This is a genomic window from Microcoleus sp. AS-A8, from assembly GCA_039962225.1.
In the GTDB taxonomy this organism is placed as follows: domain Bacteria; phylum Cyanobacteriota; class Cyanobacteriia; order Cyanobacteriales; family Coleofasciculaceae; genus Allocoleopsis.
In genome coordinates, this window is sequence record JAMPKV010000011.1 from 265,002 (window position 1) to 282,957 (window position 17,956).

Below are 17,956 nucleotides of genomic sequence, written 5' to 3' on the forward strand. Positions count from 1 at the left end.
CGCTCTCGGAAAATCAGGGAGGAGTTGAGTTTAATTAATCATGTGAGTAAGCAATGGCAACCCAAACTGCACTAACCCTATGTACCAAGAGTAACGGCAGGGAAGTAGAGCCGAAGCATTTCGTTTGTGGCTCTCTGGATAAACTGTTCACTCTCACGTTGGATATGTTTTTCATCGTGGGGTTTGACGGCTATTTCAAGCAACTCAACTCGCTGTGTGAGAAAACTTTGGGTTATACCACCGAAGAATTCTTAAGCCAACGATGGATTGAGTTGATTCATCCAGAAGACCAGTCAGCAATGCTGGAACGCTTACAAGACCTTACGACAGAAGCAAGGACTGTACAGTTTGAAAATCGTTACCGTTGCCAAGACGGTTCCTACAAATGGCTGTTGTGGAATGTGACGGCCTGCCAAGACGAGCAATTAATCTACGCAGTGGCTCGTGATAATACTGAGTGTAGACGCGCAGAAGCTGCACAGCAGGAAAGCGAAGAACGTTTCCGCTTACTGGTTGAGGGCGTCAAAGACTATGCGATTATCATGCTCAACCCAGCCGGTCGCATTGTGAGCTGGAATATCGGTGCCGAACGCATCCAACAATATCAAGCTTCCGAGATTCTCGGTAAGCATATCTCCTGTTTTTATACCCAGAAAGATATTGAACTGGGCAAACCCTTGCACGGGTTAGAAATAGCGGCGCTTCAAGGTCGTTTTGAGGATGAAGGGTGGCGAATTCGCAAGGATGGGTCAAAGTTTTGGGCTAATGTTGTGATTACCGCCTTACGGGATGATCACGGACGGCTCAGCGGCTTTGTTCGAGTAACACGCGATATTACGGAGCGTAAGCTTGCCGAAGAAGAGCTACAAAAAGCGCATGACGAATTGGAAAAACGAGTTGCACAACGAACAGCACAATTAACCCGGACGAATGAACTCCTGAAACAAGAGATTGCAGAGCATGAGCGCACAGAGGCGGCTTTACGGCAATCGAAGGCTCGCTTGAAACAACAAGCTCAGCAACTGGAGGCCGAGAAACAACATGCAACGTCTCTGTTGGGCAAACTCCAGCGTACCCAAGCTCAACTCATTCACACAGAAAAAATGACAACGCTGGGACAGGTGATTGCGGGTATTGCCCATGAAATCAACAACCCAGTCGGTTTTATTTACGGCAACCTGGATTATGCCAGTTGCTACATCAATGATTTAATGCGCTTGGTGGAACTTTATTTCCAGCACTATCCCCAGCCGGCTCCAGCCATTGAGGCGGAACTGGACGCTATCGACCTGAATTTTTTGATGGCCGATATGCCAAAACTGCTGTCCTCCATGAAGGTGGGAGCGACCCGTCTTCGCCAGCTTGTTTTGTCTCTTCAGAATTTCTTGAGAACTGAGCAAACGGAAATGAAGCCGGTAGACCTTCATGAAGGTCTTGATAGCACCCTGATGATTTTGCGACACCGATTGAAAGCCTCTGAGGAGTATCCAGAGATTACGGTGAACAAAGAGTATGGCACTCTGCCTTTCGTGGAATGTTTTGCAGGGCAAATGAATCAGGTATTTATGCATTTGATCACCAATGCGATTGATGTTTTGCAGGCATCCGTTAAGCCACGAAAAACGAATTACCAAATCACAATTACCACTGGCGTTCAGGACATGAAGCCAGAACGGCTAGAAGGACAGACTCAAGAGACAATTCCTCATGCTGTGATTCGGATTTCTGACAATGGCCCAGGAATGAGTGAGGATATTAGCTGCCGACTGTTTGAGCCATTTTTTACGACAAAACCACCGGGTAAAGGTACGGGTTTGGGTTTATCGATTAGTTATCAAATTGTCGTAGACCATCATGGCGGTCAATTGACTTGTGTCTCTGAACCTGGAAAGGGAGCCGAATTTGTGATTTCCCTTCCCGTGCGTCAGGTGGCTGTGTCCGCTAGTCTATCTCAGTGTGCGTAATGTTCATGGGTGCCCCTACCGGGTAGGGTCTGCTCTAGATCAGTTGAAGGTTCAAAAGAGTTTTCTCTAGCCAGAAACTAACTCATTAACTTTCAACTCTATTACTCCTGTGGGCTTGAATCCTGTTTAAACACCCACTTCCACAAAGGGTGACTCACGCCTTGTTGAGCAATGCGGCGTACCTGTTGCTCTAGGTGCTGTTGTTCCTCGTGTGGTAATCCGAATAAGATGTTACGACTCTGCCAAACTAAGATAGCAGTAGTCATAGAAACACACAAACCTAAACCAAGAGCAGGCCAAGGATTGAAGATGATGCCATATCGCACTGCTGACCAAGTAAAATGCGATCGCATCAGCGAAATCTCGTAGCGCCAACCCCACAGACACCAGGGAGCCAGGATTACCCAAAGCAAGGTGACGACAAACCAGCGACCATAAACCGTCAGCCGATGTAACCGCATGATCGGTATTTTGAGGCTAGGGTCAAGGTTTGAAACTTCTCTTCTAGATATTCGAGGCATCTGGACGTCTGGCTGCTCTATGGTTTCTCTGTTCAATAGACATCTTTGATCATTAACCTGCAATCCTTCACGGTAGCTGAAGCTTAATCTCCTCAAGATGTCTATTGTGAGCTGAAAGCCTCCCTATCCTCTCGACTTTGCTGGAACTTTTTCAGATGCGATTATGCTGTTTTGAGCCTGCGATTTCGCCACCAAGCTAGGAGCGAACTGGCAATAAAAATACTGGAATAAGCACCTGCGATAAAGCCCACAATCAGCGCCAAGGCAAAATACTTGAGGGTTTCTCCTCCAAACAGGAAGATTGAAGTCAACGTCAGCAGCGTGGTTAAGGTCGTATTAATCGAGCGGCTCAGGGTTTGATTGACGGCATCATCCACGACTTGGTCAATGTGCATCTCTGGTTGCTCCTTGATCACCTCCCGCACCCGGTCGTAAATTACCACTGTATCGTTAACTGAGAAACCAATGATGGTCAGGATGGCAACGACGAAGAGGCTATCAATTTCCACACCTAACACCAAACCCAAGATAGAGAAGATGCCAGCGGTGATTAACACATCGTGGAATAAAGCCACGAAGGCAAAGAAAGCATAGTCGAACTGGAAACGAAAGGTTAAGTAGATCAGGATACCGGCGAAAGAGAGGAAAATCGCAAGCATCCCAGAGGTAAACAGCCGCTGACCTAGGGTCGGACCCACGGTATCAATCTGGATGGCTTTAGGGTCAAAAGCTCCAATTTTTTCGCTTAAAGCATCTTTGAGTTCGACACGTTGGTTCGGCTCTAACGTCTTTGTCCGAATCGTCAATGCGTGTTGTTTTTCACCTAAAACTTGGATGCTGCTATTGGCTAATCCCTGCTGATCCATCACGTTCCGAACGGCAGAGAGGTCGATGGGTTTGTCGCAGTTACCGGGTTTTGAGCAATCTAGCTCAAATTGCAGCCGCGTACCGCCGACAAAATCCAGACCTAAGCGTAACGGCGACCCTAAGGTAGCTGTGGAAATCACCATACCGATGATGCCAGCCAGGATAATGCTAATCGAGACTGTCCACCAAAGCGATCGCTGTTTAATGACATTAAGTTTCATTGCCACCCCTCCGTCTATGAGTTCACTGAAACGGGTGGGTTAGGCACAAAGAGTTCAAGCTTTTGGCGCAACCCTGGAAATCCCAGAACCACCAGCAGCATAAACGTGCGGCTACAGGTGATCGCTGTAAACATACTCACCACGACTCCCAAACCCAGTGTGAGTGCAAAACCCTTCACCAACCCCGACCCTAGCCAAAATAGCGCAGCACAAGCAATTACGGTCGTCACGTTACCATCCAAAATACTAGAGAATGCCCGATAAAATCCCGATTCTACAGAGCGATACAAAGTTTTCCCGGCTCTTATTTCTTCTCGCGTCCGTTCAAAAATCAGTACATTCGCATCAACGGCCATGCCAATACTGAGAATAAAACCAGCAATTCCCGGCAGCGTTAAGGTCACACCCAACAGAGCAAAAACCGCCATCGTCAGCAGGGCGTAGATGATTAAGGAAACGTCAGCAATTAAACCGGGCAGGCGGTAGTAGAGGCCCATAAACACCAATACTAAAACCAAGCCGCCAATCCCGGCATAGATACTGCTTTGGATACTGTCTCGCCCTAACGTTGCACCCACTGTGCGGTTCTCTACAATTTCCACCGGTACAGGTAAGGCACCCCCTCGTAGCTGCACGGCAAATTCGTTGGCTGATTGAGCTGTATAGCGACCACTAATCTCAGCACCACCACCCGTGATACCTGCTTGGGCATATTCGGGCCCAACGGTGGGCGCGCTAATCAGAGCCTGATCGAGAAAAATACCGATACTACGACCCGTTCCCGCCAATTCTTTGGTGAGCTGAGCAAATTTTTCGGCTCCATCGGCGTCAAAGCGGATGGCGACTTTCCAGTTATCACCTGTTTGAGTGGGTTCGGGAAGAGCATCTCTGAGATTTTTACCCGTCAGACCGGTAGATTCAAACAATTGTGCGATCGCTTGGTTGCTGCGCTCAAGAGCTGCTTTATTGTCTGCGAGCGCTTTTTCATCCCCTGTGCTACTCAACTGAGCCTGCTGCTGCACCAAAGCGTCTCGCGATTGCATTTCAGCCATTAGCTGATAATAATCGGCTCCTGGTTTCTGCTTGCGAAATTCCAATTGTGCTGTGCCACCCAGCACCCGTTCTGCCTGTTGCGGGTCATTTACCCCAGGTAGCTGCACCAAGATTTGATCGGGATAAACGGGTTGTACCAGGGGTTCTGAAACCCCAAGTGCATTAACCCGATTTTCAATCACACTGAGAACGTCTTCTAGTTGTCTCGATGTAATTTGCTGAATTTCTTTTGTGGGCTTGACCTGAATGGTCAACTGTGCCCCCCCCCGCAAGTCTAATCCTAATGGAATTTTCACTTGCACAAGCACCCAGATCGCCCCAATCACGAGGGCTACAATCAAGGCTAATATCCAACGCTGTTTTTGCATCACTACGAACCGCCGCAACAAGTGATATGATAATCCTTTTTAGTAACGACTAAATCTCTTCGGTCAAGTCGTTACTCGGTGGCAAGCGAGGAAAGTTTTCACTTTCACCAGCCAGAGGGTAAACAGTTGCTCGGTTGAACGTTGTACTCCGGAGGCGAAACCCTACTCCGAAGCATTGCCAGAAGGGTAAGGTAGGTTAGAAAGTTGAAAGTTGAAGGTTAAAGTTGGTATCCTAACTTGCAACCTGCAACCTGTTAACCTACTATATTCTTACCTTAAACCCGCGATGCCACCATCTTTTGTACAGCTTCCACAATTTGCTGGGGTTGCACAATTGTTAGATTTTCCAGAATACCGTTGTAAGGGGTTGGGATATCCTGAGAAGACAGCCGCAGCACTGGCGCATCGAGTTCATCAAACAATCGATCATTAATCGACGCGATTAATTCTGCTCCAATACCCCCGGTTTTCATACATTCTTCCACCACAATCACGCGATGGGTTTTGCGAATGGAAGCCCCGATAGTGTCAAAATCTAACGGCTTCAAGGAAATCAAGTCAATCACCTCTGGATCAAACCCTTCTTTTTCGAGCGGCTTCACGGCTTGCATGACGTGATGACGCATCCGAGAGTAGGTGAGAATGGTGACATCTTTGCCCTGGCGGACGACCTCTGCTTTATCGAGAGGTACCAAGTACTCCTCGTCGGGTAGGTCTTCTTTGAGGTTGTAAAGTAGGACATGTTCAAAGAATAAAACGGGATTGTCGTCCCGAATCGCGGATTTAAGAAGTCCTTTGGCATTGTACGGGGTTGAGCAGGCAACGATTTTTAAACCCGGAACCGCCTGAAAGTAAGCTTCTAGTCGCTGGGAGTGTTCAGCCCCCAACTGACGCCCAACCCCACCAGGGCCACGAATCACCATGGGAATTTTGAAGTTCCCACCGGACGTATAACGCAACATCCCAGCGTTATTGGAAATTTGGTTGAAGGCCAAGAGCAAAAAGCCCATATTCATGCCTTCAATAATGGGTCGTAAACCCGTCATCGCTGCACCGACGGCCAGACCGGTGAAGCTGTTTTCCGCAATCGGGGTATCCAGAACCCGAAGATCACCGTATTTTTTATACAGATCTTTGGTGACTTTGTAGGAACCACCGTAGTGACCTACATCTTCACCGAGTACAAATACAGCTTCATCGCGTGCCATTTCTTCATCAATGGCGGCGCGTAGGGCGTTAAAGAAAAGTGTGTCTGCCATCAGTACCTCACCAAATTCGGCAAATGCCATCCTAGCATTGCCTAAGCTTTGTAAGGGAAACTGCGGATACGGGAGGTCGGCGCAGCACCTCATTCCCAATCCGTTTCGATAACCTCTTTATTTCTCAAAGGAGGGGCCGGAGTTCATCCGAGTATGGGAGAGGGGGAGAGATTGTTTAGACGCTTAACAACGGGGTCTATAAGTAGGATTTTGTATCAGACTCTACTGTAATATTCCGATGCGATAATTCATCCGTCAAGAGAATGTCACCACGCTGCGAATCGATTCCCCTTGGTGCATCAAATCAAAAGCCCGATTAATATTCTCCAGCGGCATCACATGGGTAATGAGATCATCAATGTTAATCTTCCCTTCCATATACCAATCCACAAGGGTGGGAACATCCGTGCGACCCCTTGCCCCCCCGAAGGCTGAACCTTTCCAAACGCGCCCAGTCACCAGTTGAAACGGACGAGTCCGAATTTCTTCCCCGGCACCCGCCACGCCGATAATCACACTCATACCCCAACCTTTGTGGCAGCACTCCAAGGCTTGGCGCATCACATTGACATTGCCGATGCACTCAAAACTGTAATCCGCGCCACCTTTGGTTAAGTCCACCAAATAGGGAACTAAATCCCCCTCCACTTCCTGAGGATTGACAAAATCCGTCATGCCAAATTTTTCAGCCATGGCTCGCTTATCGGGATTAATATCAACGCCGACAATTTGGCTAGCACCGACCATCCGCGCCCCTTGGATCACGTTGAGGCCAATCCCTCCTAGCCCAAACACCACAACTCTTGCTCCGGGTTCCACTTTAGCCGTATAAATCACCGCACCAATCCCCGTAGTCACCCCGCAGCCGATGTAACATACTTTATCAAACGGAGCATCTTCACGGATTTTCGCCACCGCGATTTCCGGCAGTACCGTGTAATTGGCAAATGTAGATGTCCCCATATAGTGATACAGCGGAGTTCCATTCATCGAGAAGCGACTGGTGCCATCGGGCATAACACCGCGCCCTTGAGTCCCACGAATCGCTTGGCAGAGATTGGTTTTACGACTCAGGCAATATTCGCACTGACGGCATTCGGGGGTATATAGGGGGATGACATGGTCGCCCGGTTTCACACTGGTGACGCCTTGACCCACCTCCACCACCACACCGGCCCCTTCATGTCCCAGAATGGCGGGGAATAGCCCTTCTGAATCTTTGCCGGAGAGGGTATAAGCATCGGTATGGCAAACTCCACTTGCCTTAATTTCAACCAATACCTCACCCGCTCTTGGACCATCCAACTGAACCGTTTCGATGGTTAATGGCTTCCCTGCCTCATAGGCAACCGCTGCTTTGACTTGCACTCATCCCCTCCTATCGGGTTGTCTCAACCGCTTCATTTCAGTGTATGAACAATTGTTCAACTGAACCATTATTTTTCATAGCTTAGAAGATTGACCTCCCAGCCGAGCCATCCCAGCTAAAGTTGAGGGGATTTCGGTTTTAACTGGCGACAATCGCTAATGTTGCTCTTAGGGGCGGAATTCCATACAGGCGTGGGGGATGCTGAAGCGATCGAGGTAAAGTTAATTAATAGAGGACTGACACAAAATTCTCAGCTAAATACTAACAGTAGTAGTAGGGTACGTCGCGATGCACCCTAGATGTAGAGTTTCGGAGTCAGTTCAGTTACTAGATGGACGTCCCCACGAATTGGGGAGATCAGGTTAAGGAAGATTCATGGGAAACGAAACAATCGTTCTCTTATCCAGCAGAGAAATTGAAAAAATGCGCCGCGCAGGGCGCTTGGCCGCTGAACTTTTAGATCATCTAGCACCGATGGTTAAGCCAGGGGTGAGTACCTTAGAACTGAATGACGAAGCGGAGCGCTGGACTACAGCACATGGGGCAAAAAGTGCTCCTCTGGGCTATCATGGCTTTCCCAAGTCCATCTGCACCAGTGTCAATGAGGTGGTCTGTCACGGGATTCCCAATGCTAAACAAATCCTCAAGGAAGGCGACATTATCAATATCGATGTGACGCCGACTGTAGAAGGCTACCACGGTGATACTTCCAAAACTTTTTTTGTGGGTACTCCTTCCCCAACAGCGAAGAAGTTGGTTGAGGTGACGGAGGAGTGTTTAAGAAGAGGGATTGCTACCGTTAGCTCCGGTTCCCGGATTGGAGACATTGGCGCGGCTATTCAAGAGTATGCCGAGGCTCATGGTTTTTCTGTGGTGCGAGACTTCGTCGGACATGGTGTGAGTAACATTTTCCATACCGCACCTCAAATTCCTCACTATGGCACAAGGGGGAAAGGAAAGCGTCTTCGCCCTGGTATGGTTTTTACCATTGAGCCAATGATTAATGAAGGCACTTGGGAAGTTGAGGTTCTCGCTGACAAATGGACAGCTGTGACAAAAGATCGCAAGCTTTCTGCTCAATTTGAGCATACATTAGCGGTCACTGAAGAAGGTGTTGAAATTCTCACATTACGCGAAGCGGATGCACAGAGGAAATCGGCTTAGGGCTGTGTTAACAAGAGCGGTGTGTTGAAGCCTTGCACTAGGTTAAGGGGGCGAGCAATCCCTTGTTCTCAAAACCTTAAGGTGGTTCATAACAAACTCTTTGTAAAAATTTTTAGTTCTCTCCTTGAGCTATCACCTTTATGCGCTATCTTAAGGAATAGAATTAATTCGGTTGCAGATTTTGTTTTCATCGGTAGGCTTCTCGCTTCTGGTCGTGAACAGATTTCTCTCCGCAATTCCAATCTCTACACTCCCCTGTTTTTGGAGAAGATCAATGTCAATCTATGTAGGTAATCTGTCCTACCAAGTTACACAAGATGACCTCAATGCGGTTTTTGCAGAATACGGTACAGTCAAACGAGTTCAACTTCCCACAGATCGAGAAACGGGACGCATCCGTGGCTTTGGCTTTGTGGAAATGAGCTCAGATGCTGAAGAAGAAGCCGCGATTGAGGCTCTAGATGGTGCAGAATGGATGGGTCGCGACCTGAAAGTGAATAAGGCTAAGCCCCGCGAAAATAAAAGCGCTTCGGGTGGGTTTCGGAAAAGCAACAGCTTCTCTCGCCGCTACTAAGTTTTAAGAACAATACTTTTAACCCTTGTGGGTTAGCCGATGTCGTCCGGCTTGTTATTTTCAAGTCTTGAATGCCAGCCGATGTTTATCGGCTAATTTTCTTTTTTAATTCTACTATTGTTAGTAATTCAAGTGAATGGCAAGAGGCTCAGGCAAAAAAGCTTGAGCCTTTTTGCTCATAATGTGAGGTATTTAAACTTTGTTTAATGACCTAAGTTTCGAGCCTTTTGACAATTTATAGAAGGTCAATTGTAGGTGCGATAGCTGAACAAATTGGATTCCATCCCGTTCCATACCCATACCTTGCGGTAGTTTTTTCAGATTCAATAACGAGTTACTTGTCAAGAGCTTTTTGGTCAATAAATCCGAGAACTTCCTCGTACTTTGAAGTAGATACAGACTGATGACCCATCGATTACAGTAAAGCTATGTCTATTGTTGTAGTTGAGAACCTAAGCAAAGTCTACCCGGTAGCCGTTAAAGAACCGGGCATCAAAGGTACGTTGGCTCACTTTCTGCGCCGCACCTACCGCTCAGTCAAAGCTGTTCAAGACGTTTCTTTCGAGATTGAGATGGGCGAAGTGGTTGGATTCCTGGGTCCCAACGGTGCAGGAAAAACCACGACACTCAAGATGCTCACCGGACTCATTCACCCCTCCAGCGGTCGAGTGAGAGTGGCGAATCATGTCCCCTTTCGCAGGCAAACAGACTTTTTGAAGAAAATTACCCTAGTTATGGGTCAAAAGCAGCAGTTGCTTTGGGACTTGCCTGCACTAGATTCCCTGAAAATTAACGCGGCTGTTTATGGCATCTCTGACAGAGATTTTCAGTATCGCGTCGGAGAACTCACCGAGATGCTTTCTTTAGAAGGCAAACTCACCCAACCCGTGCGGAAGCTTTCTCTGGGGGAACGCATGAAAGCCGAACTGCTGGCAGCCTTGCTACATCAACCCCAACTACTCTTCCTCGATGAGCCAACGTTGGGATTAGATATCAACGCCCAAGTTGGAGTCCGCGACTTCCTGCGGGAATATAATCAGCGCACAGGTGCGACGATTCTTCTGACCAGTCACTACATGGCGGATATCACGGCTCTGTGCCAAAGGGTACTGTTAATTTATGCAGGTCAACTGATTTATGATGGCTCTCTGGAAGGGTTAGTTGACCGCTTCGCACCTTATCGCGAGGTTCAAGTGGAACTGGCTGAGCCGTTGCCCGAAGAGAAACTCTCTACCTATGCTGAAGTAGAAGCCATTGAAGGTCGGGAAGTCCGTTTTTTGGTCAAGCGCGATGTCCTGACGAGTACCGTGTCTCAAATTTTGGCTGAGCTGGAAGTCATGGATTTAAGCGTCACTGAGCCACCCATTGAAGAAGTGATTGGTCGGGTTTTTCGTGCTGGGGTAGTCTCATGAAGCGAGGGATGAGAACGGCTCAAACGTTCCTCTCGGTTTACTATGCCTACATGGTAGAGTACCGGGCGGAGTTGTTTTTATGGGCGCTGTCGGGAACCCTACCGCTGATTTTGATGGGTATCTGGATTAAAGCCTCCCAAAGTGGACAATTTGGTCTAGAGGCTAACGATTTTGCCCGCTATTTTCTCACCGTTTTTCTTGTCCGTCAGTTTAATGTCGTTTGGGTCGTCTGGGAGTTTGAAAAGGAAGTGGTGGAAGGAAAGCTTTCTCCCCGACTCCTACAGCCGATTGATCCGGTGTGGCATCATGTCGCGTCCCATGTATCAGAACGGCTGGCTCGTCTGCCTTTGGCGTTAATGTTGGTGGGTTTGTTTTTTTTGCTTTATCCTGAGGCGATTTGGCTACCGAGTCTGGGCAATATAATGCTGTTTATGCCCCTGGTTGCCCTGGCTTTTGCTCTGCGTTTCTTGATACAGTATACTTTTGCTCTGTTTGCCTTTTGGACAGAACGAGCAAGTGCGATCGAGCAATTTTGGTTTTTGTTTTACTTGTTTTTGTCTGGCATCATTGCCCCGCTAGAAGTTTTTCCAGTAGCCGTGCGTGAGGTAGCACTGTGGACGCCCTTTCCTTATCTCATTCACTTCCCAGCAGCAATTTTGATTGGGCTACCTGTGGATATTGTGCGAAGTATTTTGGTCATGCTGGGTTGGAGTCTACTTTTTTTCATCTTGAACCGCTGGCTGTGGCGCAAGGGATTGAAGCAGTACTCGGGGATGGGAGCTTAGTCAAACTTAAATCTGTTCAAATCAGTTGGAGAAGAGACTGTGATTAAACTTAAGTTATCTCTGGTAGCTATTCTATCCACCACGGCGATCGCAAGTGGCATAGTGTTGAGTTCCGTGAGTTCGGCTCAATCCTGTTCGCACAGCAAATTTGAAGTGTATGAACAGGAAGGATACGAGCAACCCGCTTGGTTCCGCTCTCCTTGGATAGCCGTTATAACTTTGCCGGGAATCGCTTTAGCAGCGGTTCTGTCTGCCGGCAATCGCTGGTATCAGAAGAATTAGGAGTAATTTGTGGTGCAATCCCCACATCCAGGGAGTTCCTCAGAACTCCCCGGAACATTCATCTAGGATGGAATCACCTGAACAATCAGTGAGCGTTTATCCAAGGACTGGACTTTTCCCACTTGACCGAGGTCAACTACAATGCGGTCTAGCAATTCTGCGGCGCGGTCGCGATGTTGATGTTCTCGACCCCGTAAACGGACTTGGAATTTCACGGAATCGCCTTTACCCAACCACTCAACAGCTCTATTGATGCGTAAGCTGTAATCAGACTCGCCGACGTTCGGGCGAAGCTGAACCTCCTTCATCGATGGTTTAGCACTCTGGCGTTGACGTTTTTTCTGTTGGTACTGATGCTTGCCGTAGTCCAGAATCTTAGCTACTGGAGCCTCTTTACTTTCAGAGACTACGACAAGGTCAAGCCCTACACTTTCAGCGAGTTGCAGCGCATCACGGGTATCAGTCAAACCCCGATTGTTGTTTTCTTGGTCAATCAACAGGACTTGAGGAGTCTTGATTTGATGGTTAATCAGTTGTTTAGAAGCGATAGTAATATCCTCTTAAACTCAATATTGTATTTAGCCGATAATACTAGCGTAGCGCAGTGTACACGAACTGAGAGTAAAGTGATAGAGAATTTAAACAAAGGTCATAAGGACATCTACACCGAGTAAAGATGCAGACGACGCAAAAACTCTCCCTTCCTATCATGGGCTGCGGAACTTGGGCCTGGGGAAACCGACTGCTCTGGGGATATGACGAAAGCATGGATGACCAGTTGCAAGCCGTCTTTAACCTCTGTGTAAGCAACGGTGTGACTTTATTTGATACGGGCGATTCCTACGGAACGGGGAAATTGAATGGGCGAAGTGAGCAACTTCTCGGACAGTTCTCTCAGGGATATCAGGGTTCCAATTCAGACAAGATTTGCCTAGCCACCAAGCTGGCGGCTTATCCGTGGAGATTGACACGTCAGTCCATGGTGTCGGCTGGCAAGGCATCTGCCCAGCGCTTGGGAAGAAATGTAGATTTAGTACAAATGCACTGGTCTACAGCTAACTATGCTCCCTGGCAGGAGGGGGCACTCTTGCAGGGTTTGGCGGATCTTTACGAGCAAGGATTGGTGAAGGGAGTCGGCTTATCCAATTACGGCCCCAAACGGCTCAAATGGGTGCATCAAAAGCTTGCCGATCGCGCCGTTCCCATTTCGACGCTACAAGTTCAGTATTCCCTATTATCCACCTATCCGGTCACCCAACTTGGACTCAAAGATGTTTGTGATGAGCTGGGGATAAAGCTCATTGCCTATAGCCCCTTGGGATTGGGGCTGTTAACCGGAAAATACTCGGAGAAAGGGCCTTTCCCCAAAGGCATCCGAGGTGTGCTGTTTAGGCAGTTATTACCCAGCATCCACCCGATCGTAGACGGCTTACGAGCGATCGCCCAATCCAGAAACAAGACCCTATCACAGGTTGCCCTCAACTGGTGCATCTGTAAAGGAACCATTCCCATCCCTGGAGCCAAAAGTGTGGAACAAGCTAAGGAGAATATTGGCGCTTTGGGTTGGCAACTCGACTCCAACGAAGTTGCAGAACTTGATCGCGCGGCTGCTCGTGTAGACAAACCCATGGTTCAAAACATCTTTCAGACTCGGTGAAATAGACAACTTCGTCTTTACCAAAAAAGGCAGACCGGAGATCATACGAGGACAGAAGGCAGGCGGCAGAAGGGATACGATGGATATTTGGCATTGGAATACTAGAGTTTTTAACGCAGAGGTCGCAAAGGGTGGCGCACAGGAGCGCAGAGTTTTTGCACCCTAATCTCGGTGAATTCCCATGCCAACGGAATTAATATGACCTCTGTATAGCTGATTCTCCTTGGGTTTGAGTGATTGCTCTAGGCTGCCCAATCTTGCTACAATTCCTCGATGTCTCAAAAATCTGACCTTGTAGCACGACCCGGCTGGTCTTTAGATCAACGAAATCCTCAAGTCATTCAATCGTTCATGCCGCTCTGGGAGTGGCTATATCGCTACTATTTTCGAGTGCAAACGAGTGGCTGGCACCATATTCCGCCTCAGGGGCAAGTCCTGCTCGTCGGTTCCCATAATGGAGGGCTAGTCGCCCCTGATATGGTCATGATGATGTATGACTGGTTTCGAGAATTTGGCACAGAACGTCCTGTTTATGGTTTGATGCATCCTTGTGTCTGGAAGGCTGTTCCGAGAGTAGCCGACCTCGTGGCTCAGACGGGTGCGGTGGTGGCGCATCCCAAAATGGCGATCGCAGCTTTGCGAAAAGGTGCCAGTGTTCTCGTTTACCCTGGTGGAGCTAAAGATGTCTTTCGACTCCATGCCTTGCGTAACAAAATCTGCTTGGCTGGGAATCAAGCTTTTATCAAGCTGGCACTAGGGCACAATGTCCCGATTGTGCCGGTGATTTCCTACGGTGGTCACGATACACTAATTGTTTTGGCTGACTTGTATCAACAAGTGCGGCAACTCCATGAATGGGGAATGCCTTGGTTTTTGGATATCGATCCAGAAGTGTTTCCGATTTATCTGGGATTACCCTGGGGACTGGCGATCGGCCCTCTGCCTAATATTCCACTCCCTGTACAAATCCATACCAGGGTTTGCCCACCGATTATTTTTGAGCGTTATGGTCGAGAAGCCGCCCATGATAGCGATTATGTGGATGCTTGCTATAACCTCGTGTGCGAAAAGATGCAGCAAGAGTTAGACGGTTTAGTTCGAGAGGTGGAACAGTAAAAACTTGTCCAGTTCAACCCCTCAGTAGAATCAAAGTGTACTTCATCGTCAATTTCAGCGGTGCTTGGCTTTCTGATCGTTCTGCTATCGTCTGTCTTTTTCTGCTTTCAAAATGTAATTGTGAGAGTTCTATTCAACGAACACGCGATTCTGGGACTCTTCCAGACGGGGGGTTTTGTCACACCCACCTTGCAGAACTCATTTTTATTGATGTTCATGCGGATGCTGTTAGTCGTTCCGTTGATGGCATCTCTGGCACCGAAACTCTACCCTGCAACCTGGAAGGATATTAAACAGTTAGGGAATTTTGAACAACGTCCTCTGCTGCTGCAATCGGTGGGATGCGGGGTTCTCATGTTTCTTTACTTGGCAATGATTTATATTTCCATCGGGCTGATTCCGACGGGTATTGCCATGACTCTCTTCTTTACTTACCCCGTTTTCACGGCGCTATTTTCCTGGCGGTGGTTTGGGAATCGTCCGACACTGTTTCGTTGGAGTGTGATGGGATTGGTATTACTGGGCAGTTTTTTGACCATGCCCTATAGTGATACGGCGGCGAATAACCAAACCTTAATCGGTATCATCACCGGGATTTCCTCCGGTGTTGTGTATGCTCTCTATACGGTTGTGGCTCAAAAGAGTTTTGAAACCCTGCATCCTTTTCCCTTTACTTGGATTAGTTTTGCCACCACCTTAGGATTATCAGCCGCAAGTCTTGTAATCTGGAATTTACAGGATGCTCAGCTCATCTGGATTCCCCTGTGGATTGGAGCGCTCCTGTCTGCGATCGCCACTTTTGCCGGACACTTGCTGAACAATTTCGGGATTCGCCTCATCGGTGCTACGTCTGCTTCAATGATTGGCGCGAGTAATCCAGCACTTACGGTGATTTTGGCTTGGTGCACGATTCAGGAAACACTACAGGGTTTGCAACTGGTGGGAGTAGTGATTGTGACGTTGAGCGTTGCACTGCTGAGTCGAGAGCGTAGTTTATCCAAGTAATTTCATTTCTATTTTCAGGTATCACTTCTATAATCCCGCCACATCCTGACTCAAGCTTTGACTTAAACCAGAGGAAGCCAGAAATCGTAACTTCCCAATCTAAGCTCTTCTTAATTTTGTCAAGACCAATCCAGTGTCACAATAAATTGAGAAGAATTCTGAACTACTCTGTCATTGGGTATTTCTGTCTTCATCAGAACAGTTTGGTTGATAGTTGAGCGTTGAGTATTGCCTTGAATATGGAAGAATCTCCGGCACAGCGATTAATTTTAGTTGTGGAAGATAACCCCGAACATACCCATCTGATCAAAGATGCGCTCACTGAAAATTCAGGACGGCATCAAATTGTGGCGATCGCGGATGGGATGGAAGCGATGGACTTTCTACGTCGCCGAGGAAACTATAAGGAGGCAACCCGTCCCGATTTGATTTTGCTGGACTTGAATTTGTCAGGAAAGGATGGCAGAGAACTCATAGCAGAAATTAAGGCTGATCCACAGCTTAGGCGGATTCCCATTGTGGTTTTAACCATTTCCGACCATGAAGAAGACATTTTCCAAAGTTATGCCCTTCAGGGAAATTGCTATGTGATCAAATCCTCTGATTTTGAACAACTGTTTCAGACTGTTAAACGGATCGAAGAATTTTGGTTAGGAATTGTTACCCTACCCCTAGAGTAGTTAGAGATTAATTTTATGATTTTTATTTAAATAAATATAGTTTTGTTAATAGAGGTCAACTAATAGACGAAAGTTAGTTTATTATCCATAAACTATTTTATTCTTTATTTGAGAAAAGTTTTAATTTATTTAAGGTTCCCTTTAGGTTTTTAGGGGATTTGTGCGATACCCTCCAAACTAGAGAGAAAAGAAAAATTTTATACAGCCATAATCCAAGGTAAAACACTAAAATTAAGCAATGAGTGTATCAAGGACTGCATAGACTTTATCGAAAAACGCTATAAGACCCCGCTCCTTCAGGACGGGGATCTAAGGCGGGTCAACAAAGATACGGAGGTGACCAATAAATCTTTCAGCGAAGCCATAAGGATAAAGAGAGAATATTATGTGAAAATGCTAACATAAAACATGTGGTGGGTAGGTCGAATCCATGATTGTTTACGAGTTCAAAGTCAAAGGGAAAGAGGTTCAGTATCGCGCTATAGATGAGGCGATTCGTACTAGCCAATTCATCCAAAATAAGTGCTTGCGCTACTGGATGGAAAACAAGGGTTTGCGTCAATACGACCTCAACAAATACTGTGCCGTACTTGCAGCAGAATTTCCTTTGGCCTCCGAACTCAATTCAATGGCTCGACAGTCTGCGGCAGAACGAACTTGGAGTGCTATTGCTCGGTTTTTTGACAACTGCAAGAAGAGGGTTAAGGGGAAGAAGGGGTTTCCGAAATTCAAAAAGAATTGCCGCTCAGTTGAATATAAAACTAGCGGCTGGAAGCTTTCACAAAACCGAAAAGCGATTGCGCTCCGGGATGGGAAGAACATAGGAATCCTTAAACTTAAAGGAACTTATGACCTTAACTACTATGACATTAAGCAGATTAAGCGAGTTCGATTAGTCAAGAGAGCTGATGGATACTACGCTCAATTTGCAATTGATGCGAAAGTTAGGGTTGAACCGACGCTGACCGGAAAAATGGTGGGACTGGATTTAGGGTTAAAGTTTTTCATTGCCGATAACCTTGGAAATACAGAACCTTGCCCTCAGTTCTACAGAAAGTCAGAGAAGCAGTTAAACCGAGCCAACCGCAAAAAGTCCAAGAAGTTCAAGCGTGGTGCCAAACCGCAGTCTAAAAACTACCACAAAGCAAGAAACCGCTATGCTCGGAAGCATCTAGGAGTAAGTAGGCAACGAAAAGAGTATTGCAAGCTCCTCGCATACTCCGTCATCCAATCTAACGATTTGGTAGCCTATGAAGACTTAAATGTAAAAGGGCTGGTGAGAAATCGGCGTCTTGCTAAATCCATCAGTGATGCAGGATGGTCAACATTTCGCCATTGGTTAGAATACTTTGGCTTTAAATATGGAAAGGTTACAATTGCCGTGCCCCCATACAATACAAGCCAAAATTGCTCTAACTGTGGTAAAAAAGTGAAGAAATCCCTATCAACAAGAACCCATGTCTGTCCACATTGTGGGTTCACTGAAGATAGAGATGTGAACGCTGCCATTAACATCCTGAAACTAGCACTCAGTACGGCAGGACATGCCGGAACTTACGCTTGGGGAGATTTGCCCTCTTGGGCGATTGGAGCAATCCTGTCGTTTAACGGCGAGTCCGCGAACCAAGAATCCCCGCTGCTCTGATTCACGGGGAGTGT

The 17,956-nt window shown here is 47.3% G+C and carries 18 protein-coding genes; 12 read left to right on the forward strand and 6 right to left on the reverse strand.

Going from position 1 to position 17,956, the window contains the following annotated elements; translation table 11 throughout:
* Nucleotides 1-53 precede the first annotated feature (53 nt).
* Nucleotides 54-1,964 (forward strand): PAS domain S-box protein, encoded by a 1,911-nt coding sequence (locus tag NDI48_19460; protein ID MEP0833348.1) that lies wholly within the window; start codon nt 54-56, stop codon nt 1,962-1,964.
* A 101-nt stretch (nt 1,965-2,065) separates the two neighbouring features.
* On the opposite strand, the gene NDI48_19465 is transcribed toward NDI48_19460, so the two are convergent.
* The 5 genes from NDI48_19465 to NDI48_19485 form a co-directional block, all read right to left on the reverse strand.
* Nucleotides 2,066-2,485 (reverse strand): hypothetical protein, encoded by a 420-nt coding sequence (locus tag NDI48_19465; GenBank protein MEP0833349.1) that lies wholly within the window; start codon nt 2,483-2,485, stop codon nt 2,066-2,068.
* A gap of 161 nt (nt 2,486-2,646) precedes the next feature.
* A complete protein-coding gene (gene secF / locus NDI48_19470) occupies nt 2,647-3,573 on the reverse strand; it encodes a protein translocase subunit SecF (GenBank protein ID MEP0833350.1) in 927 nt (308 codons plus the stop codon).
* 14 nt (nt 3,574-3,587) lie between these two features.
* Entirely contained in the window at nt 3,588-4,994 is a 1,407-nt protein-coding gene (secD, locus tag NDI48_19475; GenBank protein ID MEP0833351.1) for a protein translocase subunit SecD, read from the reverse strand.
* A gap of 275 nt (nt 4,995-5,269) precedes the next feature.
* Nucleotides 5,270-6,253, reverse strand: coding sequence for an alpha-ketoacid dehydrogenase subunit beta (locus NDI48_19480; protein MEP0833352.1), 984 nt, complete (start codon nt 6,251-6,253; stop codon nt 5,270-5,272).
* A gap of 255 nt (nt 6,254-6,508) precedes the next feature.
* On the reverse strand, nt 6,509-7,621 hold the full coding sequence (locus NDI48_19485) for an S-(hydroxymethyl)glutathione dehydrogenase/class III alcohol dehydrogenase (GenBank protein MEP0833353.1): 1,113 nt from the start codon (nt 7,619-7,621) through the stop codon (nt 6,509-6,511).
* A gap of 159 nt (nt 7,622-7,780) precedes the next feature.
* On the opposite strand from NDI48_19485, the gene NDI48_19490 reads away from it, so the two are divergent.
* From NDI48_19490 to NDI48_19515, 6 genes are all read left to right on the forward strand, one after another.
* A complete protein-coding gene (locus NDI48_19490; protein MEP0833354.1) occupies nt 7,781-7,921 on the forward strand; it encodes a hypothetical protein in 141 nt (46 codons plus the stop codon).
* 76 nt (nt 7,922-7,997) lie between these two features.
* Entirely contained in the window at nt 7,998-8,786 is a 789-nt protein-coding gene (map, locus tag NDI48_19495; protein MEP0833355.1) for a type I methionyl aminopeptidase, read from the forward strand.
* Between the two features lie 274 nt (nt 8,787-9,060).
* Complete coding sequence (locus NDI48_19500) at nt 9,061-9,360, forward strand: RNA-binding protein (GenBank protein ID MEP0833356.1); 300 nt, start codon at nt 9,061-9,063, stop codon at nt 9,358-9,360.
* 428 nt (nt 9,361-9,788) lie between these two features.
* Nucleotides 9,789-10,772 carry an ATP-binding cassette domain-containing protein gene (locus tag NDI48_19505; protein ID MEP0833357.1) on the forward strand — a complete coding sequence of 328 codons (984 nt, stop codon included), beginning with the start codon at nt 9,789-9,791 and terminating at the stop codon, nt 10,770-10,772.
* The gene (locus NDI48_19510; protein MEP0833358.1) at nt 10,769-11,557 is read left to right on the forward strand and encodes an ABC-2 family transporter protein; all 789 of its coding nucleotides are present in this window, start codon (nt 10,769-10,771) and stop codon (nt 11,555-11,557) included. Before NDI48_19505 ends, NDI48_19510 begins: the two co-directional genes overlap by 4 nt.
* A 39-nt stretch (nt 11,558-11,596) precedes the next feature.
* Complete coding sequence (locus NDI48_19515) at nt 11,597-11,839, forward strand: hypothetical protein (GenBank protein MEP0833359.1); 243 nt, start codon at nt 11,597-11,599, stop codon at nt 11,837-11,839.
* 62 nt (nt 11,840-11,901) lie between these two features.
* Here the strand turns inward: NDI48_19515 and infC are convergent, their stop codons facing one another.
* Nucleotides 11,902-12,336 (reverse strand): translation initiation factor IF-3, encoded by a 435-nt coding sequence (gene infC, locus NDI48_19520; GenBank protein ID MEP0833360.1) that lies wholly within the window; start codon nt 12,334-12,336, stop codon nt 11,902-11,904.
* Between the two features lie 179 nt (nt 12,337-12,515).
* On the opposite strand from infC, the gene NDI48_19525 reads away from it, so the two are divergent.
* From NDI48_19525 to NDI48_19545, 5 genes are all read left to right on the forward strand, one after another.
* Nucleotides 12,516-13,496 carry an aldo/keto reductase gene (locus NDI48_19525; GenBank protein MEP0833361.1) on the forward strand — a complete coding sequence of 327 codons (981 nt, stop codon included), beginning with the start codon at nt 12,516-12,518 and terminating at the stop codon, nt 13,494-13,496.
* 273 nt (nt 13,497-13,769) lie between these two features.
* Entirely contained in the window at nt 13,770-14,612 is an 843-nt protein-coding gene (locus NDI48_19530; protein MEP0833362.1) for an acyltransferase family protein, read from the forward strand.
* Between the two features lie 120 nt (nt 14,613-14,732).
* On the forward strand, nt 14,733-15,617 hold the full coding sequence (locus tag NDI48_19535) for a DMT family transporter (GenBank protein ID MEP0833363.1): 885 nt from the start codon (nt 14,733-14,735) through the stop codon (nt 15,615-15,617).
* Nucleotides 15,618-15,856: 239 nt separating this feature from the next.
* Nucleotides 15,857-16,297 carry a response regulator gene (locus NDI48_19540; GenBank protein ID MEP0833364.1) on the forward strand — a complete coding sequence of 147 codons (441 nt, stop codon included), beginning with the start codon at nt 15,857-15,859 and terminating at the stop codon, nt 16,295-16,297.
* A 430-nt stretch (nt 16,298-16,727) separates the two neighbouring features.
* Nucleotides 16,728-17,942 carry a transposase gene (locus NDI48_19545; GenBank protein MEP0833365.1) on the forward strand — a complete coding sequence of 405 codons (1,215 nt, stop codon included), beginning with the start codon at nt 16,728-16,730 and terminating at the stop codon, nt 17,940-17,942.
* Nucleotides 17,943-17,956: the final 14 nt, after the last annotated feature.